The 23,577-nt window shown below is 46.0% G+C and carries 18 protein-coding genes; 11 read left to right on the top strand and 7 right to left on the bottom strand.

What is annotated here, in order from left to right; genetic code table 11:
* Nucleotides 1-182: 182 nt before the first annotated feature.
* The 5 genes from AABW11_RS10885 to nadE all read left to right on the top strand — a co-directional run bounded on the left by AABW11_RS10885 (nt 183) and on the right by nadE (nt 7,426).
* Nucleotides 183-1,484, top strand: coding sequence for a thiolase family protein (locus AABW11_RS10885; RefSeq protein ID WP_340105119.1), 1,302 nt, complete (start codon nt 183-185; stop codon nt 1,482-1,484).
* 143 nt (nt 1,485-1,627) lie between these two features.
* On the top strand, nt 1,628-3,751 hold the full coding sequence (fadJ, locus tag AABW11_RS10880) for a fatty acid oxidation complex subunit alpha FadJ (RefSeq protein ID WP_340105118.1): 2,124 nt from the start codon (nt 1,628-1,630) through the stop codon (nt 3,749-3,751).
* Between the two features lie 167 nt (nt 3,752-3,918).
* On the top strand, nt 3,919-4,233 hold the full coding sequence (gene yajC, locus AABW11_RS10875; protein WP_340105117.1) for a preprotein translocase subunit YajC: 315 nt from the start codon (nt 3,919-3,921) through the stop codon (nt 4,231-4,233).
* A 44-nt stretch (nt 4,234-4,277) separates the two neighbouring features.
* On the top strand, nt 4,278-5,501 hold the full coding sequence (gene ribB / locus AABW11_RS10870) for a 3,4-dihydroxy-2-butanone-4-phosphate synthase (RefSeq protein WP_340105116.1): 1,224 nt from the start codon (nt 4,278-4,280) through the stop codon (nt 5,499-5,501).
* Between the two features lie 53 nt (nt 5,502-5,554).
* On the top strand, nt 5,555-7,426 hold the full coding sequence (gene nadE / locus AABW11_RS10865; RefSeq protein ID WP_340105115.1) for an NAD(+) synthase: 1,872 nt from the start codon (nt 5,555-5,557) through the stop codon (nt 7,424-7,426).
* 73 nt (nt 7,427-7,499) lie between these two features.
* Here the strand turns inward: nadE and ggt are convergent, their stop codons facing one another.
* The 4 genes from ggt to ileS all read right to left on the bottom strand — a co-directional run bounded on the left by ggt (nt 7,500) and on the right by ileS (nt 13,505).
* Nucleotides 7,500-9,053, bottom strand: coding sequence for a gamma-glutamyltransferase (gene ggt, locus AABW11_RS10860; protein ID WP_340105114.1), 1,554 nt, complete (start codon nt 9,051-9,053; stop codon nt 7,500-7,502).
* A 179-nt stretch (nt 9,054-9,232) separates the two neighbouring features.
* The gene (locus AABW11_RS10855; RefSeq protein ID WP_340105113.1) at nt 9,233-9,904 is read right to left on the bottom strand and encodes a signal peptidase II; all 672 of its coding nucleotides are present in this window, start codon (nt 9,902-9,904) and stop codon (nt 9,233-9,235) included.
* Nucleotides 9,905-9,913: 9 nt separating this feature from the next.
* Nucleotides 9,914-10,318 (bottom strand): TraR/DksA family transcriptional regulator, encoded by a 405-nt coding sequence (locus tag AABW11_RS10850; protein WP_340105112.1) that lies wholly within the window; start codon nt 10,316-10,318, stop codon nt 9,914-9,916.
* Nucleotides 10,319-10,334: 16 nt separating this feature from the next.
* Nucleotides 10,335-13,505 carry an isoleucine--tRNA ligase gene (gene ileS, locus AABW11_RS10845; RefSeq protein ID WP_340105111.1) on the bottom strand — a complete coding sequence of 1,057 codons (3,171 nt, stop codon included), beginning with the start codon at nt 13,503-13,505 and terminating at the stop codon, nt 10,335-10,337.
* Between the two features lie 307 nt (nt 13,506-13,812).
* Between ileS and AABW11_RS10840 the strand changes: the two genes are divergently transcribed.
* Nucleotides 13,813-14,484 (top strand): DUF748 domain-containing protein, encoded by a 672-nt coding sequence (locus AABW11_RS10840; protein WP_340105110.1) that lies wholly within the window; start codon nt 13,813-13,815, stop codon nt 14,482-14,484.
* A 246-nt stretch (nt 14,485-14,730) separates the two neighbouring features.
* Here AABW11_RS10840 and AABW11_RS10835 read toward each other — a convergent pair whose 3' ends face one another.
* Nucleotides 14,731-16,059, bottom strand: coding sequence for a M24 family metallopeptidase (locus tag AABW11_RS10835; RefSeq protein WP_340105109.1), 1,329 nt, complete (start codon nt 16,057-16,059; stop codon nt 14,731-14,733).
* Between the two features lie 288 nt (nt 16,060-16,347).
* Between AABW11_RS10835 and hflK the strand changes: the two genes are divergently transcribed.
* From hflK to AABW11_RS10810, 5 genes are all read left to right on the top strand, one after another.
* Complete coding sequence (hflK, locus tag AABW11_RS10830; protein WP_340105108.1) at nt 16,348-17,370, top strand: FtsH protease activity modulator HflK; 1,023 nt, start codon at nt 16,348-16,350, stop codon at nt 17,368-17,370.
* A gap of 11 nt (nt 17,371-17,381) precedes the next feature.
* Nucleotides 17,382-18,323, top strand: a complete 942-nt coding sequence (hflC, locus tag AABW11_RS10825) for a protease modulator HflC (protein ID WP_340105107.1) — start codon at nt 17,382-17,384, stop codon at nt 18,321-18,323.
* Nucleotides 18,324-18,538: 215 nt separating this feature from the next.
* Complete coding sequence (locus tag AABW11_RS10820; RefSeq protein WP_340105106.1) at nt 18,539-19,804, top strand: hypothetical protein; 1,266 nt, start codon at nt 18,539-18,541, stop codon at nt 19,802-19,804.
* A 29-nt stretch (nt 19,805-19,833) separates the two neighbouring features.
* Nucleotides 19,834-20,025 (top strand): hypothetical protein, encoded by a 192-nt coding sequence (locus AABW11_RS10815; protein ID WP_445263759.1) that lies wholly within the window; start codon nt 19,834-19,836, stop codon nt 20,023-20,025.
* A gap of 50 nt (nt 20,026-20,075) precedes the next feature.
* Nucleotides 20,076-20,684: an aldose epimerase family protein gene (locus tag AABW11_RS10810; RefSeq protein ID WP_340105104.1), complete on the top strand. Its 609-nt coding sequence runs from the start codon at nt 20,076-20,078 to the stop codon at nt 20,682-20,684.
* Between the two features lie 59 nt (nt 20,685-20,743).
* Here the strand turns inward: AABW11_RS10810 and AABW11_RS10805 are convergent, their stop codons facing one another.
* Nucleotides 20,744-22,231: a TolC family protein gene (locus tag AABW11_RS10805; protein WP_340105103.1), complete on the bottom strand. Its 1,488-nt coding sequence runs from the start codon at nt 22,229-22,231 to the stop codon at nt 20,744-20,746.
* Entirely contained in the window at nt 22,224-23,552 is a 1,329-nt protein-coding gene (locus AABW11_RS10800; protein WP_340105102.1) for an ABC transporter permease, read from the bottom strand. Before AABW11_RS10800 ends, AABW11_RS10805 begins: the two co-directional genes overlap by 8 nt.
* Nucleotides 23,553-23,577: the final 25 nt, after the last annotated feature.

Genomic DNA, 23,577 nt, shown 5'->3' with positions numbered 1-23,577 from the left:
TATCAATTGGTTAACAGCGTTAAGTTGATCTGCAGATCATTTAATTTTCTGACCTCCACTGGCCAGATATATGTGGCGCAATGCTTTTCATCTTTCGATGTAAACGAGGCATTATGTAAATCTGTTTACGATACTTGTGACTGTTATCTCAGCCATGCAATTCAATAAATCAAAGGAAAGAAATGGCCAAATCAGACAAATCTAAAACAAATGACGTCGTTTTTATTGATGGCGGCCGCACACCATTTTTACGTGCCGGAACCGATTTCAAAAAATTAACCGCTTACGATCTCGGTCGCCGTGCCATTGCGGGGCTTATCAACAAAACCAAACTTGATGGCGAGCATATTGACCGTGTCTACTTGGGTAATGTGATACAGGATATTAACACCAGTAATGTTGCAAGGGAGAGCTCACTTGCTGCAGGACTTCCGGATTCTATTCCGGCGACTACGGTCTCCATGGCGTGCATCTCCTCCAACATGGCTGTTACTATGGCGAAGGACAGTATCGAGACTGGTAATGCCCGGGCGGCCATTGTAGGCGGCACAGAAGTGATGAGTGATATTCCCATTCGCTTCCGCAAAAAATTCCGCCAGAAACTCCTTGAAACTCAGAAGTATAAGTCTCCCACCGACTACCTGAAGTTTTTCAAAAATCTGAGACCGTCCGATCTGCTTCCGGAAATTCCGTCTATTTCTGAATTTTCCACCGGTGAAACAATGGGCCAGAGCTGCGATAAGATGGCCGCCAAGTACGATATTTCTCGCGAAGAGCAGGATGCCTACGCGCTGCGTTCACACCTGAAAGCCGATCAAGCTAAAGAGCATCTTACCGATGAAATTTTTCCAGTCTCGCTGAAGAATGGAGATTTAGTTATTGATAAAGATAACGGCATTCGCGGTGACACGACCCCTGAGAAGCTGGCATCACTTAACCCGGCTTTCATTAAACCGCACGGAACGGTAACCGCTGGAAATGCTTCTTTCCTCACTGACGGTGCATCGGCCGGTCTGGTTATGAATCGTGAATACGCACTTAAACACAGTTACCAGCCAAAAGCTATTTTACGATCCTACAGCTATGTGGCTAAGCGTCCCGGCGATGAATTGCTGATTGGCCCTGCGCTGGCAGTTCCCCGTGTTCTGGATGATATGAATCTCAGACTGGATGATATCGATGTATTCGAATTTCATGAGGCGTTTGCCGGGCAGATGCTGACCGTACTGAAAGCCCTTGCAAGCGATGACTTTGCAAAGGAACGCCTCAGCCGAAAGAAAGCTGTTGGCAAGGTTCCGTATGATGCGCTCAACAGCTGGGGTGGATCGCTTTCGATCGGCCACCCGTTTGGTGCTACCGGTGTCCGGCTGGTTACAACAGCTGCCGACCGCCTGATTGATTCCGGCGGAAAGTATGCGCTGATTGCAGCCTGCGCCGCCGGCGGTCAAGGCCATGCAATGGTTATTGAAAGATTTGAGGAGTGAGGATTCAGATGTGAGATATGAGATATGAGATATGAGAGGACCTGACAGCATACAGAGCGAAGCGACGTTTCTGTCAGCGTCCGGTACAGACATAAATTCCTCATTGAGAAGTGATTTTATACAAAATTTAAACACCCAAACCCATGGCTAAGAAAAAATCGATTCTCCATAAAGAAATCATCGATGATGTTGCAATCATTACGCTTGATGCGCCCGGTGAAAAGGTAAACAAGCTGAATGAACAGCTCATCGATGAGTTTTCTGCACTTCTTGATGATCTTGAATCAAATAACGATGTAACGGGCGCTGTACTGCTCAGCGGAAAAGAGAATAATTTTATCGCCGGAGCAGATATTGAGATGTTTAAATCTCGCGATACGGCCGACGAACTTGCCGACCTGAGCCGAACAGGCCATGAGATTTTGCTTAGGGTCGAAAACTTTTCAAAACCAATTGTCGTCGGTATTCACGGGTCGTGTATGGGAGGTGGCACCGAGCTTGCACTTGCCTGTCACTACAGAATCGTCTCCGATCATTCCGATACAAAAATCGGTCTCCCGGAAGTAAAACTGGGACTTTTGCCCGGCATGGGAGGAACGCAGCGCCTGCCGCGACTCATCGGAATACAAAAAGCCCTGCCCTATCTTCTCACTGGCAAAAACATGTATTCGCGTCAGGCGCGCCGAACCGGCTTTGCTGATGAAGTGGTTCACCGTCATGCTCTTAAAGATGCCGGTATGAACGCTGTACATAAGTTGTCTGAAACATCCGTCAGCCATCCCGACAAGCGTTCGATGGCTGAAAAATTACTCGAGGGCAATCCCCTGACCCGGAAAATCATTTTCTCACAGGCACGAAAAAAAACGCAGGGAAAAACCAAGGGCAACTATCCCGCACCCTTCAAAATTATAGATTCAGTTGAGTATGGGTATAAACACGGGTTTGAGAAAGGGATCCGCCATGAATCGAAATTGTTTGGTGAGCTTGCCGTCACGCCGGAATCCCGTGCTTTGGTTCAGCTATTCTTTGCGATGAACGAGGCGAAGAAAAACCCTCTCGAGGATAAGAAAAAGGATATTAACAAGATCGGCGTGCTTGGAGCCGGTTTGATGGGGGCCGGCATTGCCCAGGTGAGTATCGAAGATGGTTTTCACGTATGGCTCAAGGATCAAACAATGGAACAGGCTGTCAAAGGTGAGGCGGGAATCGACGATGATCTCCAGCAGAAAGTAGATAAAAAGATCATAAGCTCGTTTGAGAAAGATGAGCAGATGAGCCGGATTCATCCTACCACAAGCTACAAAAACTTTGATCAGATCGGCCTTGTGATTGAAGCGGTGTTTGAAGATTTGGATCTGAAACAATCGATTGTCAAGGAGGTTGAATCCAACAGCTCTGATGAAACAATTTTTGCATCTAACACTTCATCCCTTCCAATCAGTGACATAGGCGCTAAAGCTGACCGGCCCGAACTCATCCTGGGCATGCACTATTTCTCGCCGGTTCAAAAAATGCCGCTGATGGAGATCATAAAAACAGATAAAACGTCAGACTGGGTAGTTGCAACAGCATACGATGTAGGACTTCGCCAGGGCAAAACGGTGATCGTTGTTAACGACGGACCCGGTTTCTACACTACCCGCATTCTTGCGCCTTTCATCAACGAAGCTCTCCTGATGCTTGAAGAAGGTGTCTCTGTTGAACAGCTCGACAAAGCTATGAAACAGTTCGGGTTCCCGGTCGGTCCCGTGGCTCTTTTAGATGAGGTCGGCATTGATGTGGGTGCCCACGTAGCAGGCGTCCTCAGCGACACGTTTGAAGCCCGCGGAGCCAAAACCAGCAAGAAAGCCGACGAACTTGAAGAACATGGTTATAAAGGGCGCAAGAACAAGAAAGGGTTTTATACCTACGAGGATGACAAAAAGAAGGATGTAAACCAGGAGATTTATCAGTACTTCGGCGGACAGAAGCGCAAGAAATTTAAGGAGATCGAAATACAGCAGCGTCTCTCTCTTGTGATGGTTAACGAGGCGGTACACTGCCTTGCAGATGACATTCTGAAGAACCCGGCCGACGGTGATCTCGGTGCCATTCTTGGCCTCGGCTTTCCGCCGTTTCTCGGCGGTCCGTTCCGGTATATCGACCGCGAAGGGGCGGATGCAATTGTTGAACGAATGCAGATTCTGCAAACAGAGCTGGGCGACCGTTTCAAGCCTGCAGATCTGCTGAAAGATCACGCAGATAGCCAGACAACATTTTACGATTGATTGAATGTAGTGTACTAACACCGAGCAAATTTCCCGTCGGTGTGATCAAACAAACCCGTTCAATCCCATATCGCCGCACGCGTAGAATGAGCGAGCCGACGTTGTAGTCCGCTTAAAATTGTCCTATCTTTGAAAGCTGATAATTCAATTAATTTAAATTTTATTTTATGACATTTCTAAACGTGTTTTTCATGATGGGATCTCCCGGCGGCGATGACGGAGCCCTGATCAACCTGCTCTTTCTGGGCGCCCTCTTCTTTGTATTCTATTTCTTCATTATCCGTCCTCAGAGCAAGCGGCAAAAAGAGATTCAGAAGAAAGTTGAAGAGATGAAAAAAGGCGATAAAGTTGTAACCGGCGGCGGATTGATCGGCACGGTGAACACTATCGACGAAGAGACTGTTTTACTGGAGATTGACAGCGGTGTAAAAGCCCGGTTCCAAAAAGGATCAATTACTGATGTAAATCCCGGCAAGAATTAAGTTTCTTACTTAGGGTAGTTTTTTGTTCATTTAGCTAAGAGACCATGGCACAGCCCCCATTTCACTCCATTCCAGACGCAATAGAGGATATCCGTAACGGTAAGATGATCATCGTTGTGGATGATGAAGACCGTGAAAATGAAGGTGACTTCCTTATGGCGGCCGAAAAGGTGTCACCCGATGCAGTCAACATCATGGTAAAACACGGGCGGGGCCTGGTATGTGTACCCATCACAAAAGATCGCGCCCATGAGCTCGAACTTGATTATATGGTTACCGAAGGTGCAGATCCTGATGAGGCTGCATTTACCATTTCTGTAGACCACAAAGAGCTCACCACCACTGGTATCTCCGCGCCGGACCGTGCCAATACAATTAAAGAACTGATTAATCCGGATGCGGACCCCCGGGATTTTCGGCGGCCGGGACATATCTTCCCTTTAATTGGTGTGGATGGCGGTGTTCTTCGGCGTGCCGGCCATACCGAAGCGGCTATCGATTTTGCCCGACTGGCCGACTGTCAGCCTGCAGGAATTATCTGCGAAATTATGCATGACGACGGCGAGATGGCACGTCTCCCCGAGCTGATTGAACTTTCGAGAAAGTTCGATATGAAGCTGGTGACCATCAAAGACCTGATCGCTTACAGGATGAAGCACGAATCACTCGTAAAAAATATTATGAGCGTAGATATGCCCACCATCTACGGTGATTTTATGCTTCATGTGTTTGAAGAAAAACTCACGGGAGAACACCATCTTGCATTTGCCAAAGGCGAGTGGAGTGAAGATGATCCGGTGCTTGTGAGAGTCCACTCAGCCAATCCGCTTGCCGATATTTTTGGCAGCAAACGAAGCGACAAGACTGCAATCCTTCAGCAAAGCCTGCGCCTTGTTGATAAATCCGATCGCGGCGTGGTGCTCTACATGGATCAGATGAGTAACGAATACAGCATTGTTGACCAGATTACCGCTATGCGCTTGCAGGAAGAGGGGCTCAGCAAGAAAGAGATCAAAGCGAAACTTGGAGCTAAAATGGATTCACGAGACTATGGAGTGGGAGCTCAAATCCTGCACAGCCTCGGTATTAGAAAGCTTCGTCTTCTCACAAACAATCCTGTGAAGCGCATTGGATTGAATAGCTTCGGATTGGAAATGGTTGAAGAAGTGCCTATCCCCCTTGATCATATCGACACCGAGCATCCCGAAGAGAAGCTGGATAAGCCCCAGACTAAAGAGGGTTTTTTAAAACGGCTGATGCTCGAATAATCCCTTGCCATTTTGTAAGCCTCTTCTCACCCGGCCTAATAATGTAACATCACATGGACATAAACATTTCAGCTTGCCAGATGGAGGTCTCACCCGGCCATCCTGATGTTAATGTTAAAAAAATGCTTCAAAGAATAGATGAAGCAAAAGCGGCCGGTGACGATATTATCATTTTCCCGGAGATGGCAATACCAGGCTATATCATTGGCGATGAATGGGAAAACAGTGCATTTGTTAAAGACTGCTACGGCTATAATGAGCAGATTACTGCGGCTTCGGATGATATCCTGGTAGTCTGGGGAAACGTAGACCTGGATGAAAACAGCGTTAGTGAGGATGGCCGGATCAAAAAATTTAATACAGCATTTACAGCTCAAAACAGAAAGGTAACCGGCCGGTTTCACAAAACCCTTCACCCCGACTACCGGGAATTTGATGATGATCGGCATTTCTACCCCGCCCTAAAAGAAGCTCAGGACGAAAAGGTAGATCTGAAGAACTTTCTACAACCTCTTGAAACTAATATACGCGGAGAAAAAAGAAAGATCGGCATCACGCTTTGCGAAGACATGTGGAGTGATGACTACTCTGTTAATCCCATTGAAATACTTCTGGCTAATGGAGCTGAGTTTATCATCAACATATCCTGCTCACCCTGGACCTGGAGAAAGAATGATAAACGTCACCGTGTGGTAAAACAGAGGCTTGAGGATCATCCGGCTCCATTTATTTATGTGAATAATACAGGCATTCAGAATAATGGGAAAAATCTGTTCCTCTTTGACGGCAGCACAACGATCTATAACAGTGATGGATCACTGAGAGATGTTGCTCAGCCGTACGAGGATGACATTCTGAAATTTAACCTGGCTCACGATAAGGAAGAGACCCAAAAGAAACCGGTTTTATCAAATGAAATTGATAATGATGAGTTGCTGAGCGGGTTGGTATACGGCATCCGGAAGTTTTTTGAGCTAATAAATGCAGGGAAAGTTGTCATTGGCGTTAGCGGGGGTATAGACTCATCCCTGAGCGCATACCTTCTCAGCAGGGCACTTGGGCCGGAACATGTATACGCGGTGAACATGCCGTCGCAGTATAACTCAGATCTTACAAAAGGACTAGCCCGTCAGATGGCCGAAACGCTGAAACTAAACTATGCCATTGTTCCTATTCAAAAGTCTTTTGAAAACACAACAGAGCAGCTTGGAAATACATCTTTCGAACGTTTGGACGGGTCCGGAGCAACAACGGAACTTGAATTGAGTGACGTAGTGAGGGAAAACATCCAGGCGCGGGATCGGGGAAGCAGGGTTCTGGCCGGAATTGCAGCTGCGCTCGATGCCGTATTTGTAAACAACGGCAACAAAAGCGAGACAGCTACAGGATATGCGACACTATACGGTGACATCAACGGAGCACTTGCCCCAATTGCGGATCTCTATAAAACGCAGGTTTACGATCTTTGCCGCTATATTAATTCCGTTGAGGATGAGCCCGTATTCCCGGATAAGCTATTCGAGATAAAGGCATCCGCTGAACTGAGCGACAGCCAGGATATTGAAGAAGGAGAAGGCGATCCGTTTGTTTATCCTTATCACGATGCAATTCTACGTGCCTTTATCGAATGGAGGCGTGATCCGGAGGATATTCTTTCCTGGTACAAAAGCGGCGTTTTGGCTGAAGAACTGGGCATTGACGAAGAATTAATCTCCGAGGTATTTAACACCCACCTCGGCTTTATTGATGACCTGGAGCGCATCTGGAAGCTATTTAAAATCAATTATTTTAAGCGAATACAAGCACCTCCCATTATTGCAGTGAGCAAGCGTGCATTTGGTTTTGATTTGAGGGAGTCTCAAATTGGAGTTCATCATACCCGGGCATATAAGGAAATGAAGCAAGAACTTCTTCAAGACGAATAAAACGGATTGCAGATTAAAGTATCAGGTAATTAAACCGCCTTTGATTAAACTTTAATCACCTTTTAAAATAAATTCAACAAATTACCGACACTCCACCACGCCTGACGTCACCTGCGCCGGAAAATCCCTTCGGGCCAATGCTTACCGCATGGACTCCGCCAAAAAAGAGGGCTTTCTTTTTCCATATTTTTTGATTTGTATACTGCTGCTCAAGCGCCTGAAAATGCTCAAGGTTAAACCCTTTTTCTGCATTAAGCTGACCTGATTCAAAATGCAGCCTCGGAGCGTTTACAGATTCATCTAATGCCATTTCGTAGTCAACGAGATTTATTAGAAACTGCAGGATGGCCGTTCGAATACGGTTTGATCCACCGGATCCAAAAACGACATTCGTGCCATCAGGCATGTTTAGAATCCCCGGCGCCATCATTGACGACACACGCTGATCGGGTGTCCACTGATGAAAACCGCCGGGATTAAGGTCCTGCTCTCCCAGCATGTTATTTAGCATAATACCTGTACCTGGAATCATAACACCGCTGCCTTCGCCGTTACTTGATGTCAGGCTCGCAAGGTTACCCTCACCATCGGCTATGCTAATCTGTGTTGTACCTCTGTAAAAAGCCGCCCTGTCTCGAACCATCTTTTTATACTGGTCCAGATATTCAGGATCCAATAAATAGCCGACCGGATCAGAAGACGGATCATCCAGAAAAGCGTCCATTCTCGCCTTGTTGGTCATATGCTGAATTTGAGCAAGGAGATCGATGTATTCTAACGAACCGCGTACGGGGATTTTTTTCACAACCGACTCCAGCAGTTTTAAGGCAAACGCAATGAGTATTCCTCCGGATGCGGGCGGAGGATTGATGAATACCTCATGCCCGCGATACATAAACCGGGCCGGTCTTCGCTTGACCACACTATATCTTTTCAGATCTGCAGCGGTTAGATGACCGCCCTGCTCACTACAGATCTCTGAAATGATCGTTGCTATTTCTCCTTTATAAAAGTATGCTGCGCCGTACCGGGCAAGGTCCTCAATTGTATCAGCGAGTTCAGGCTGCTTCAATCGTTCTCCCTCTCGTATCAAATCACCTTCCTGCTCAAGGCTCTTAAAAATACGGTTAGCTCCTTCAGAAGTACGGTAAATGGGGCGAATAATATCAAATACCCCGGATTGAAATGAATTCATTATTACCCCGTTCCGAGCCAATTCAACGGCACGTTCTACGAGCACCTTCATGGGCAGCGAGCACAAGTCGTTATGGACTTCAAAAAGTCCTTTTACCATTCCCGGAATTGCTGCTGATCCAGGTCCGATGTGATACTCCTGCTGAACTTCACCGAAATCAGCAGAAATCGGGTGAAATTTAAGATCATCCGGATTTTTCTTTTGGCCAGGCGTCTGCACAAAGAAATCATAGAGGGTTGGTTTACTACCCGTGGTTTGTGCCATCATAAATCCGCCGCCGCCAAGCGATGTTAGCACCGGTTCTGTTACGAATGCAGTAAATTGTGCCGCAATAACTGCATCGAACGCATTGCCTCCCTTTTTCAGTATAAGTTCTGCCGACTTCACCGTCTCAGGATGTCCGGCCGCAATTACGCCTTTTTCGTTAACCATTTTATTTGTGATACCAATCAATTTGAAAGTCCATTCAACTGCCAGCTGGAAAGAGTGAATCAGGCTATATGGTAAAGGAAAGCGTGGTAATCCGACAGGTCAAAATTTATTGCAAAGCAAATCAGCCAGATATCAGTATTAGTGCACAAACATCATCTCCAGAAACAGAACGCGCCTCCTTATTGATTGGGAGGTATATCACCTTTTAAAGGCTGAGTATCTACTGCTTCGTCAGAATTGACTTGAGATTGAGATGATTCCGGATATCCCTGATCTTGCAGTGGTTGTGAAACTTCATTCTCTCCACTTTCCCGGGTCTCCTGCTCTTTATCACTATCAGGCATAATCTTTTTGTGAAAGAGAAGCATGGCGATGATAGAAGTAGTTATCGCAATATCGGCAACATTGAAAATGTAGGGGAAGACCGGAGTATCACCAATTCTGAGATTGAAATGAATAAAATCAACCACATGGCCATCCAGAACGCCGCCATATCCGCCAACTATTGCCATAAATATACGGTCGGCAATATTGCCTAGCGCACCTCCGAGAATGAGCCCCATGCAAAAAAGGTAGGATAAATTGGCATCTTTGATGGTGAATAGGATATAAGTAACAATAGCAATTGTGGCAATGATGGCAACAATGCTAATCATTGGCGTAGAGAGCCAGTCCATCCCCATGGCCATGCCGGGGTTTTTGGTAAAATTAAACGCAAGCCAACCATCAATTACATCAACACGATGTAATTCAGGCGTGGTTCGAACCAGCTGTTTCGTAATCTGATCTATGACCAGCACAACAACAACCGGCAAAAACAGGACCAGTAATTTCTTTTTTCTTAGCGACAAATCGTTTGTTTATCTGCGTTTTAATTTCGCATCGATACTTAACTGGGTATGAGGAACAGCTTCCAGTCGGCCTTTGGCAATTTTTTTGCCTGTTACCTTGCATACGCCATACGTTTTATTCTCGATACGGACGAGAGCATCGTCCAGGTAACGAATAAATTTTTTCGTTCTGTTAAAGAGCATGTATGTTTTTTCACGCTCCTGGGCATCCGTTCCGGCGTCGGCCATATGAAAAGAGTATGCAGATTCATCCGATGAATTTTCCATACTTTCTCGTAATGACGTTTGCAGGGCATTTAGCTCTTTTTCAGCTTCATCACGCTTTTTAATGATGATCTGCTTAAAATATTCGAGCTCTTCGTCATTGTAGGGTGATATACGCTTACCCGCCTTGGAATCTTTTGAAGAAGCCATGTGACAATCCTTATCCTTAGTTATTTATCGTTCTCTGTATTGAAATCTCGCAGTCTTCGCCCTCAATGTCCCACGATTTAATAAAGTCGGGTTCCTTGAGTGTCTCGTCGTAGATTTTTTCTGCGAGTGTTTCTTTTTTTATTGTATCAAGCCGTTCGTTAATAGCCGTTTCAAGAAGCTCTGACCCATTATACCCGATCACAATTCGATCTGTAACATCGTAATCCGCTTCTTTTCGCATATTTTGGACGCGATTCATAAATTCCCGCGTAAGACCTTCCCTGAGCAGTTCATCTGATATCTCTGTATCAAGTGCAACCGTAATGCCATCCTGTGTCTCCACCGTCCAGCCTTCCAGGCCTGTCCGCTGAATTTCAAGCTCATCATTGCTAATTACAACCTCCGTTCCGTCATCAAGCGTAAGCGTGATTGAACCGGTTGATTCAAAATCATTTATTTGCTGCTTGGTCAGATCTCTGATCTTTGCAGCAACTGGCTTCATTTTTTTTCCGAGACGCTTGCCCAGCTTTGGAAAATTCGGTTTTGCAGATTTGTCTACAATACCCGAATCATCGTCGACAAACTGGATATCTTTAACGTTAACCTCATCTAAAATAATATCTTTTACCGCTTCTACAACAGCGCGATTCTCTTCATCCATCGGAATGATGATGCGAGATAGCGGCTGGCGTACGTTTATATCTATTTGATTACGCATTCGAAGCACCACGGTGCTGACCGTACGCGCTACGTCCATTCGGGTCTCGAGCTGCTTGTCTATTGCAGTCTCTTCAACCGTTGGGTAAAACGACAGGTGAACCGAAATCTCATCTTTTGCCGTCACCTGGTTGAGCTGCCTAAAGAGCCATTCACCCATAAACGGTGCAATAGGGCTAATTATTTTCGCAAGGCTCACTAAACACTCGTACAGTGTTTGATAGGCGGCCGTTTTGTTGATACTTTTGCCCTCTTTCCAGAATCGTCTGCGGCTCCGGCGCACATACCAGTTACTAAGTTCTTCCACAAACTGCTCGATATCACGCGCGGTTTTCGTTGGTTCATACTCATCAAGATGTTCGTCTACCCGCTTGATGGTACTGTTAAGACGCGAAATAATCCACCGGTCCATTTCGGTCCGTTCCGTTTTGGGTAGCGGCGATCCGGAATACGTGAAACCGTCAATATTCGCATACATGGCGAAGAACGAGTAGGTATTCACAATGGTGTTGAAAAATTTGCGCTGGGTTTCTTTCAGGCCGTCCTCGCTGAACTTCAGATTTTCCCAGGGTGATGAATTACTCATCATGTACCATCGAACCGTATCAGCGCCATATGTCTGGAGCATCTCAAACGGCTCAACAGCATTGCCTTTCGACTTGCTCATCTTCTCGCCGTTCTCATCCAGTACAAGACCGTTAGACACTACATTATTGTAGGCCGGTTTATCAAACAGCATGGTTCCCAGCGCGTGAAGCGTATAGAACCACCCGCGTGTCTGATCCACTCCTTCGGCAATGAAATCCGCCGGAAAGTTATCTTTAAATTTTTCTTTATTTTCAAACGGATAGTGCCACTGCGCCCAAGGCATTGAGCCTGAATCGAACCACACGTCCATCAGGTCGGGAACTCGCCTCATTGTACCTCCATCGGGAGCTTTCCATGTCAGATCATCTATATAGGGGCGATGGAGATCGATATCGGTGTCATCAGACAGGCCGGCTTTCTTTTTCAATTCTTCCACGCTGCCAATACACTCCACGTACTCCGGATCTTTATCGCTCATCCAGATGGGAAGCGGCGTACCCCAATAACGCTGACGGGAAACTGCCCAGTCTACATTATTTTCGAGCCATGTACCAAAACGACCGGTACCGGTGCTTTCCGGTTTCCAGTTAATTTCTTTGTTATAGTCTACCATCTTCTGCTTTACCTCAGTGGTTCTGATAAACCAGGATTCCACGGGGTAGGACATCAAAGGAGTTCCCTTGCGCCAGTCAAACGGGTAATTATGAAGAAAGGTCTCGTGCTTATACATCAGGCCTTTTTCTTTTATGTCCCGGCTAATCTCTTTGTCGGCATCTTTAAACCACTGGCCGGCATAGTCATCAACAACCTCAGTAAACCGGCCCTCTTCATCAACCGGGTTAAACATCGGGATACCCCACTTTTGGCCAGTTGCGTAGTCATCGGCACCGAATGCGGGGGCGGTATGAACCACGCCCGTACCATCTTCAGTTGTTACATAATCGGCTTCAACAACCCGCCACGCTTCATCTTTGGAAAACTCTTTCAGGGCGTAATCAAACACAGGCTTGTAAACCCAGCCTTTCAGGTCGCTGCCTTTGTAGCTTTCTACAATGTCGTAATCCTGGTCTATTGCGTCATCAAGACAATCTTTTGCAAGAATCAGAAATTCCTCGCCCTCTTCGCCTTCTACTTTTATTTTGACATACTCAAGATCGGGGTTGACGGCCAGTGCCATATTTGAAATGATGGTCCAGGGCGTTGTTGTCCACGCCAGGAAATAAACATTTTCGTCAGCCTCCAGCGGGAATTTTACATAAATAGACGGATCCTGCGTTTCTTTATAACCCAGGCTTACTTCATGCGATGACAGCACCGTACCGCTGCCCGGTGAATACCACTGAATTTTATAGCCTTTGTACACTAAATTCTTCTCGTACAGCTGCTTGAACGCCCACCAGACCGACTCAATATAGTCATTTTCAAATGTGACGTACGGGTTTTCCAGATCTACCCAGTAGCCCATTCGGTTGGTCAGATCATCCCAAAGATGCTTGTACTTAAGCACGCTTTCCCGGCACTTGGCGTTGTATTCTGCCATGCCATAATCTTCAACCTGTGAGCGGCCTTCAAGGCCAAGCTCTTTTTCTACCTCAATTTCAACCGGCAGGCCGTGGGTATCCCAACCGCCTTTACGGTTAACACGAAATCCTTTCAGTGTTTTGTACCTGCAAAACAGGTCTTTAACCGTACGGGCCATCACATGATGGATGCCCGGTTTTCCGTTTGCGGTTGGAGGTCCCTCATAAAAAGTAAAAGGAATGCCATCTGCACGCGACTCAAGACTCTTTTTGAAGATCTCTTGTTCCGCCCACCAGTTTAAAATTTCAACTTCCGCTTTTGGATACGCAAGCTGTTTTACTTCGTCAAATTTTTTACTCATACAGAACGAGTTCGTTCTAAAATTCAAACATTGATAAGTCCGTAATATACGGAATCGGTTGCAATGAATATAACTGTCGGCTCATCGAATTTCTCAATTTGACCCGTTAAGGCGGGTCAAGATAGAACGAGATGCGGAGAAAATCAGATTAATTTCACCACGCCCTAATTGTTCAACTGAGATTACGGGTTGGCACAACACCCTCTAAGAGATTATTATACATCCACTTGAGTGCATAAAGTACATGGAACATTAAGGCCTTAGGATTCTTTATTTTATTTAACCCATAACAAACGGAAACAAACTTATGCCGAAAGGAATCAAATATACGCTGATAGGTCTGCTGATCATTGTCGGAGCCGGGTTTCTCGTCTTAACCTTCACAATCGACTCAATCGTATCGTCAAATATAGAACAGATAGGCTCTGAAATGACCGGAACACCTGTTACCGTCGAAAATGTGTCGATCTCTCCATTTTCCGGCAGCGGAACTATTCAGGGGTTTCGCATTGCTAACCCCGATGGATATTCGCAGGATCATGCCGTTACGATTGAAGATTTCTCTATTGAACTGGAGTTATTCACTCTTTTTTCCGATGAGATTATCGTCAATGAAATAATCATTTCAGGCGCCTCGGTCTACGTTGAGCAGAAGCTTCCCGAAAATAATATCAGGGAAATAATGAGCCATGTGAATTCCGTTGAGGAAGGAGAGGCATCTGATGCGCGACTGATCATTGAGCATTTTGTGCTCGAAAACGGAACGGCAGATCTCTACACGGAGGTAGGCGGCGAACGATCGGCCCGTGTTGAGATTTCAAGGATAGAGCTGAACGATCTCGGACGGGCAAGCGGGCAGCAAACCGCTGAAGCCGTCATTAAACAGATAGCCAAAGAGGTTGCGGGAGAATCGCTGGAAGCCGCAGCAGGTAGCGGCGTTGAACAGCTTCAGGATGCGATAAGAGATCTTTTTAATTGATGAGTGCCTTATCAATAAAAAGTAAGTATCGATTCAAACGCCCCCGGCAATGAAAGGCTCTCGTCTTACTATCGAATAAGCACCGCCAGTGATAGCTTGAAATAAATGCTGTTTTCGGGTTATAATCAGCGTTTTTCACCATTACGAACACACCCCTAAATCCCCTCTCGAGAGGGGACTTTTATACTCTCACCTCATAATACTTTTGCTCTACTTTAGTAAAAATTAGTGGCTACCAGTGACAAATCAATCCGATGTAATAAGAATCAGCTCTTCTTGCGGATCGGTTAGATATTCCGCACCGTTTTCAGTTATCACCGCCATCTCTTCTACGGAAATGGTTTTTGTGCCGCCCTCAATCTCCCATTTATAAAACCCGTCGTAGGCAAAAACATTGCCGCTTCGCAGTTCTCTATAAGCTGCCGGGCTTGGGTCGCGGCCGTCCTGCGCCCCACCCAGGCTTGGGCCGATATCGTGTGCCACATAGCCTACCGGGTGCCCGGTATTCCAGAGCACATTCATGGATCCATTTTCATTCATCCAATTGCGCTGTACCCGGTCTACCTCGAGACCGGCAACACCCGGTTCCATCGCCTCATATGCCCGTTTGCTTCCTTCGCGTGCCACTGCCCAATATCTCTGAATATCTTCAGGCGCTTCTGCCTGACCGGGTGCCAGAACGTAGGCAAATCGCTGAATGTCTGAGACCCATGTATCATAAACCCGGATTCCAAAATCAATTTGTATTACATCCCCGGGGCGGATCACTCGATCAGTGGAATGGGCATGTCCGCGGTCGGGACCTGAATTAACTAATGGATTTTGATCAGGAGACCATGCATCTGTCACGCCGGCCTCGGCCATTTTCTGCTTTAGGAAAGTTGCAATATCCCGGTCGGTACTTTCATTTGGCACCACCTGTTGGTACGCTTCAACTTCCCATTGCGCCGTCAATTCCGCCGCCTTCCGCAAAATATCAACTTCTGCCGGAAGCTTGACCGACAGCCATTCATACACCAGCTCATCCGCCGAGACAATCCGGTTGATCACAGGCTGTATCAGCATGTTAGTCAGACGAGTGTACTGCGAATAACTGATACCATCCGCCAGTTCATTCGTATCGCTAAAATTTAAGGCGAGCCTCCCGTTTCGGCTCAGCGATCGATTAAGGTACTCCGCGGCCACAACCATTGGGTCTTCCGTTCGCTCCACAATCTCAATAGTGTCGTGCAGCCCTAGTTCCTGTAAGGCAGTTGCTTCTCCCGGCGGAGTGAACACGGTTGATTGTACACCTCCATCAACCCTTTCAAACAGATATACTGCAGGTGCAACTGCATTCTCGCAGCCAACGTGGCGTGCAAGCGGATCGTTATTATTCGACCGGCAGAGAATAGCCCAGACTTCAACACCGGCTCTCTCCATTGCTTCGGGAAGTAAGGTTTCAATGCGTTCAGCCCGAATATCGGGCCAGGGATTTGAACCTGAAAAAGGCTTTTCAGGCAAATTATCTGACGAGGATTGAGTACAGGAAAACAAGAAAAGAGAACTTACTAAAAGCACTATTAGACGGTACATAGCGATTATCTGAGGTTGAATTTTTACATGTCGAATATCTTAAAAAATTCATTGCTAAACCGAATTTATATCCCGTTCACGTTCGGAAATGAATCAAATAAGAACGCAACATGCACTTAAATTATCCGTAAATTGTTGATGGAATTCGGCACGTTGTCACCTCTCTTTTTAATTTCACAAATTTCAAATCAAGCAAACAGGGTCTGATCACCGCATCAGATGTAAACATCTTGCCGACCTCTAAAGAGTTTACTCACAGTTAAATAATTTAAAAAAACTATCAGCATTATGGCCGACGTTAACAACCCTTTCGAGGGTACAGACATACCACCTCAGATTAAATCGCTACTGGGTAATATCAAAATTATCGTTGTTGGAGTTGTAGCAGCGGTTCTTCTCTTTTCATCTTTTTATACCGTTGACCCGGAAGAGGTTGGCGTTGTACAGCGATTTGGAAAGTACACCCGCACGGCAGAATCAGGACTTAATTTCAAAATCCCTTTTCTTGAGGTGGTCCGCATCGTACCTATTGAGCGGCAGCTTAAACAAGAATTTGGCTACCGAACTGTATCTTCAGGCATTCAAAGCCAATATCAAAAAGCAGGTTACGAGGATGAATCGCTTATGCTCACCGGCGACCTGAACCTTGGTGATGTAGAATGGGTGGTTCAGTACCGTATCTCCGATCCGTACAACTATCTTTTCAAAGTAAGAAACCCCGACCAAACGCTCCGTGACATGTCTGAAGCGGCAATGCGGCAGGTTGTGGGTAATCGAACTGTAAATGAAGTTCTCACAACCGGGCGAGCGTCGGTAGCGTCACGCGTTCAGGAGATCCTACAGGAGCTGAATATTGAATACGAAACCGGCGTAAATATCGAACAGGTTGTGCTCCAGGATATCAACCCGCCAAACCCGGTCAAACCTTCCTTTAATGCAGTAAACGAAGCACAGCAGCAGAGAGAAACGCTCATCAACCAAGCTGAATCTGACTATAACCGTGTCATTCCAAGAGCACGCGGTGAGGCCCAGCAAACCATTCAGCAGGCAGAGGGTTACTCTACAAACCGGATCAATACCGCAGCGGGTGAAGTTGCTGCATTTGTTGATTTGCACGCTGAGTATGTTAAGGCTCCCGATATAACCAAACGACGCATTTATTATGAAACAATGCAGGAGCTGCTGCCCAAACTCAGCAATAAAGTCATCACCGACCAGGACGGCTCCGGTGTGCTGCCACTGCTGCAGATGCAGATGGAAGGCGCAAACCGAACCAATCAGCCCTCAAATTCTAATTCCAATAACCAGTAGGCACACTACCCATGGATAAAAAATTTATCATATTACTCGTTGTTCTCGTGGCTGCAGGCGTTGTTCTTTCCAGCAGTTTTTATTCGGTTGATGAAACTGAACAGGTTATTATTACACAATTTGGTGCCCCTCAGGGTGAGGCCGTTACTGAGCCTGGCCTCAAGATGAAAGTGCCATTTATACAGAAAGTAAACCGGTTTGATAAACGGTTCCTTGAATGGGACGGTGATCAAAACCAAGTGCCAACAAAAGATAAGAAGTTCATTTTTGTGGATTCTTATGCACGCTGGCAGATCACAGATCCGCTGCAGTTTTTCCGACGGCTCCGGGATGAGCGAGGTGCTCAATCCCGCCTGGATGACATTCTTGATGGAGAGACCCGAAATGCGGTTGCCTCCCACGATCTGGTGGAACTTGTGCGAACATCAAATCGTGAGCCTGATCTTGAAGCTGAAATTTTCGAGGCTATTGAAGACTCCCTTGAAACCATTGAAGTTGGCCGGGATGCCATACAAGGAATTGTGCTGGAACTTGCCAATGAACGCACCACAGATCTCGGCATTGAGGTGCTCGATTTCCGTTTTAAACGCATTAACTATGTGGAAGAAGTTCGGCTGACCGTTTACGATCGAATGATTAGTGAGCGAAATAAAATTGCTGACTTGTTTAGGTCTGAAGGTCAGGGTGAAGCCTCGCGCATTGAGGGTGAGAAAGAGCGTGAGCTTTTGGAAATTCAATCTGAAGCGTTTCGTGAAGCACGTGAAATCCGCGGACAGGGTGATGCCGAGGCAGCTGCCATCTACAATAACGCCTATAACCGTGATACATCAACCCGTGAACTCTATGACTTCATAAAGGCAATGGAAGCGTACGATACCGCGTTTGATGGCAACACGTCTATCTTTCTCTCAACGGACAGTGAATTCTTTAAATACCTGAAGGGAATAAATTAATCCACCAGGTATTCCATTTTAGTAGGATCTATTCAAAGCCTCTTTCCGAATTCGGGAAGGGGCTTTTTTTGCACATTGGATGTTTGCATTCGTCTGTATTCTGGGGGGATTTTCCAACCGACTAACTCCAGCTTGTTGCTTTTCATCTTTTAAATGAGTTGCTTACAATCTGTTAGTTTCAAAGAGATCCATCATAATAAATAGAGGGAGTGGATATGGTTTTAAGCAGTTTATTATCGCAATACAGTTCAGTATCGCACGTGTTCAGAGGCGCACTTTTTTCGTTTCTTGTTTTAGCAGGAACAGCCGTTTCATTAGTTGCCCAAAACTCTACAATTCCAACGGGCAATCTTAATGTTATTAACCAGGATCGTATCCAGCTCGACGTTCTGCAGCGGGATACCACCAATCTTGAAATCATGAATAACCTGAACTTTCGTGATTTGCAGCTTCAGCCGCGGGAAAAAACCGTCCTCAACCTCGACCGGGACTTTTCCCGCGTGAATACCGGGCTTCTGAACCAGGTTAATCCACAGATATTGGCCGGCATCAATAGTCAGGAGATTTACAGTTTTCCTGAACTCCACGTTGAAAACAGAGAAGGATCGAACAACGGCAATAATCAAATCGTCTATCAACCGATCATCACCTCGTTAAAACCCCTGGTATACGATCATGTGGCTGATGTTTTCACATCCACACTTAACTTCCTGCTGCTTAGCCAGGGTCAATCGTCAGGTGACCTTTCTAACCCGATGCCTATTGAACTTCATTCTGACTATATAGACAATATTCAGCCGAACCAGCTTCAAATCGGCCATTTGAATTTGCCATCAACCAGCGTAAACATCTCGGCACGGGATGTCCGGGATTCGGTGCAGATACGAATTGTAACCGAAGCCAACTCCGACGGCTACGAAGCTTACCTGAACGTGGAGCCGACGCTGAATATATTTACCGAACGAAAGCAGCTTCAGGGACTTGGCATTCAGAAAATTCCTGTGCAGGTTAATTGGAAAGGATCGAGTTCAAACGAGTCAAAAAGGGTTAACATCAGCTCAAGCCTGGGATCTGTCACACCAAGTTCCATAGAATTATCCTACAATCAGCCCGCCATTGTTTACCTGAGATCAGAAGGTCTCGGAACCGCGGAACTGACCGCCACCACGGCCGGTGCACAGTCCAACACGCTGGAGATCAACTACATTTTTCCATGGCTTTTCCTGCTTTTTTCGGTGGCCGGCGGCTTTCTTGGCGGAACTGCCAAGTACTTTACGCTTGACGAGAAACCAAAGTCATTTCTAACGACAACCATCGGCAGCCTTTCAATAGGCCTACTTGGTGCACTGGCCTATTTTGTGCTTGGTATCAACCTGCTGAGCATCGAATTCAGCAGCACATTTAACGAGTTTGCGGTATTTGGAGTAAGTGCGCTGATTGCATTCTTTGGCATCCGGAGATTGAAGAATCCTGCCGAATGACCTATACTCTATCCAATACCGAATTATCAATGTCTGTTCAAAAAACGGGAATAGAGCTCTGTTCAGTCATATCACAAAAAACAGGAACAGAATATATCTGGCAAGCCGACCCTGATATTTGGGGCAGCCATGCGCCGGTGCTGTTTCCGATTATTGGCGCGCTTAAGAGTGGCAAGTTTATATTTAATGGTGACACCTACAGCCTTCCCAAACATGGATAATCCGGCATTCCGATAAAGCCGAGCTCACGCATCAAACCGACAGCATCCTGTTGTTTACACATCTCTGGGATCATGAGACACTACGCCGGTATCCATTCAAATTTGAATTCAAGACACGCTATTCACTGTCAGGCACAACTATCTCTGTAGATCATACTGTCATCAATCGTGGTAACAAACCAATGTACTTTTCGCTGGGGGGCCATCCCGCCTTCAACTGCCCCTTATACGATAACGAAATGTATTCTGATTACGCTCTCGAGTTTGAACAAAATGAGACAGCTCCGGCTTTCCTCCTCAATTCAGACGGGCTGGTGGGTGACAAAAAGCGGATGATGCTCACGGACAGTAATCTGCTGCCGCTGCATAAACACCTTTTTGATGATGACGCCTTGATTTTCAAAAACTTGTCCTCAAGAAAAGTGAGTCTTGTAAGCAGAAAGACCGGCAGGATTCTCACTATGCATTACGAGGGGTTCCCTTATCTCGGCATTTGGGCGAAACCGGGTGCATCCTTTGTTTGTATTGAACCGTGGCAGGGCATCGCCGATACAGCAGATACAACACAAGAACTTACCCAAAAAGAAGGGGTGATGTCTCTTGGCAGCGGAGATATTCACAGGGCGGGATATTCTATTACGTTCTATCCGAACGAGTAAAAGTCTTCGCGATTACGATGGCTGACTAACTGCAAAAGACTTATCAAATTAATGGGTTATCACTCAAACTCTGTTTGGTAGGTAATCATCGCATTTTTCCGGAAGTTATACAAGGTAAGCTGCCGAAGAGCATACCATCCCCTCCAATAGTCGCCCAGCGTTTGAATGTAAGCTTGCCGGGCAGAATCTTTTTCGTTTTGAGCGATAAACAGATTTGTAATATCAATCTTGCCAATCAGGTAGCGGTTTTGCGCAACATCATAACGTCGCTGGGCAATGGTGTCTGACTGAGCCGCTAACAGTACCTGGTCTTTGAGCTGAAGAAACTGGCTCACCTGGTACTCCACTTCCTGTAAAAATTGATTTCGCTGATACTCAATACTGTTGGCCACCTGTCGCTGCTGATTCCGGGCAGAATTCACTTCTGCCCGCGCTTTTCCCCAGTTGAAAATTGGTATATTAAACCCAACGGTTACAAACTGCCTGTTTTCAGGATTCGAGTATAAATCACTGAAATTTTCGGATGTTTGGTTCAATCCGTAATTAGCCTGAAGTGTTGCTGAAAACCCGGCTTGTTTCTTTGCCTGCTCGAAATCTCTGTTGGCGGCAATCTCGTTGAATCGATAGGTGAGAGCTTCACTGTTATTTTCATACGCCAGTTGTTTTGCCAGATCAATATTTACATCTACATCAGGCAGCTCATCCGGAGCCTCCAGGTCCAGTGTTACATCAGTCGTGTAGCCCAGCAGAATTTTAAAATTGTTGAGGGCCCGCTGGTAATCAATCCGGGATCTTGTGAGAGACGATTCCGCGTTACGCAGTTCCAGTTCCGTTTGGAGCAGATCATTTTCGGCAATATTACCAACCCGGTATCTCCCCTGCGAGATGGTATAAATAGAATCGTTCCTGGCTACATTGAACTCCGCATTTTCTACATTGATTCTCGCCAGGTAGATATCGAAGAAACCAGCCGTAACCTGAACGGCAAGAGCTTCCATCTCCTGAACAAACTCCTTTTGAGCAATCTCATTCCGAAGCGGCTCAAGACGATTTCTCCATTTTAATTCATTGAACTGGAAAAGTGGCTGCTGTAAACCAATCACCAATGGTGTGCTTTGCCACCTGTAAGTGCTTTCGTCCTTAAAAATGCCGAGTCTTGTTATGCCGGTTGAAAGGGATAGACGACCACCGGTAGGTAAAATATTTTGATCTATACTAATGGATGCTGATGCGTCTGATTGCCGCTCAGATACAAATGTGAGTGTTCCATCATTCAGTCGGATCGGAATTATGCTTTTGTTAAAATTCGGTGCATCGCCACTCAGCGACAAGCTGGGATACAGATCTGCTTTGAATGATTGATATGCCCATCGGCTGGAAATGAGTGAGTACCGGTTTGCCCTGGCAACGGGACTATTTTCCTGGGCAATTTCAATTGACTCCTGGAGAGAAAGCGTCCCAAGATTGAGATCCTGAGCGGCGAGAGTTGCAGGGTAGAAAACTGATAGTGAAAGAAATATCAGGCCTAATCGAAAATAACTATTCATGATGAAGTGATTTAACAGGGTCTTGCTCTGCAGCACGTTTAGCGGGGAAGTAACCGAAAACAACACCAATACTCATTGCTACACCAAACGAAATGACGATGGAATAAAGCGTTACAATAGTTTGAATACCCGCTGTAATTTCGATGATATAGCTAAAGGCGATCCCAAGTATAATCCCAATGATACCGCCCGAAATGGAGATCGTCAGCGCTTCTGTCAAAAACTGAAATTTGATATCCTGTTTAAGTGCTCCAACCGCCCGTCGCACGCCGATCTCCCTGATCCGTTCCACCACAGACGCAAGCATGATATTCATAATTCCAATACCGCCTACAAGCAACGAAATGGAGGCAATGGAAGAGAGGACGATATTAAAAATGTTCTGAGTTCGGCGTTCTTGCTGAAGCAGCAATTCAGGTACAATTACTTCAAAATCGATTACATTGTTGTGTCTGCGCGTGAGCATTCGGCGAATCACATCCGATATAGGAACACTGAACCGGTTATCACTCACCCTTACAATCAGTTTATCGAGCTGGTGATAGTTTTGACCCGATGTATTTTCTGAACCGTTGTTTGCCGCTGCCGATTGAATATCCTGGCCGGTTAACACGCCCCTGTTTTTATACCTGAGAAGAACCGTTGTGGCAGGAGTGTAGATATCTAAATTATAGTTTCGGATACCAAGGTTCTCGATATTTTCAGTACTGATTTCTCGTTTCTCCAGCACACCAACCACGGTAAACCAAATATTGCCGGCCTTAATTTTATTTCCTAATGCTTGTTCTCCGGCAAAAAATCGGTTTTCAATATCCGATCCGATGATGCAGACCGGGTCCGAGTCTCTCACCTGGATGTCAGAAAATGTACCGCCATCGGCAAAACTAAAGCTGTTGATATCAAAATATTCCTTACTGACCCCAATCAGTTTACCTGACCGAAGTCGTCCGTTTCGAATAATTTCGGTATCAAACACAATTTCCGGGCTAACTGACTCGATGTTTGAGATGTTTGCCACAATACTTTCCATGTCCTGGAGCGTAAGCCCGGGCGAGTACCTGTTTTCATCTTGTGCAGGACCTTCTACCTGTTGAACGTCGCCCTCCATCTGCCGTACTACCGGCTCAATAATCACATTATTGGTTCCCAGAAGCTGCATCTGCTGCAGAACTTCTTGCTGAGCTCCCTGGCCAATCGCAAGCATTGCGATCACCGAAGCTACTCCAAAAATAATACCAAGCGAGGTCAGGAAAGATCTCATGGTATTCTGTTTTATCGCATCGAGGGCGATATCGAAATTATAGATTAGTTTCTTAAACAAAAGACATTCATTTGTGTTTTAGAAT

The organism is Rhodohalobacter sp. 8-1, from assembly GCF_038150125.1.
In the GTDB taxonomy this organism is placed as follows: Bacteria; Bacteroidota; Rhodothermia; order Balneolales; family Balneolaceae; genus SW132.
This window is presented reverse-complemented; position numbering and strand designations above follow the sequence as displayed.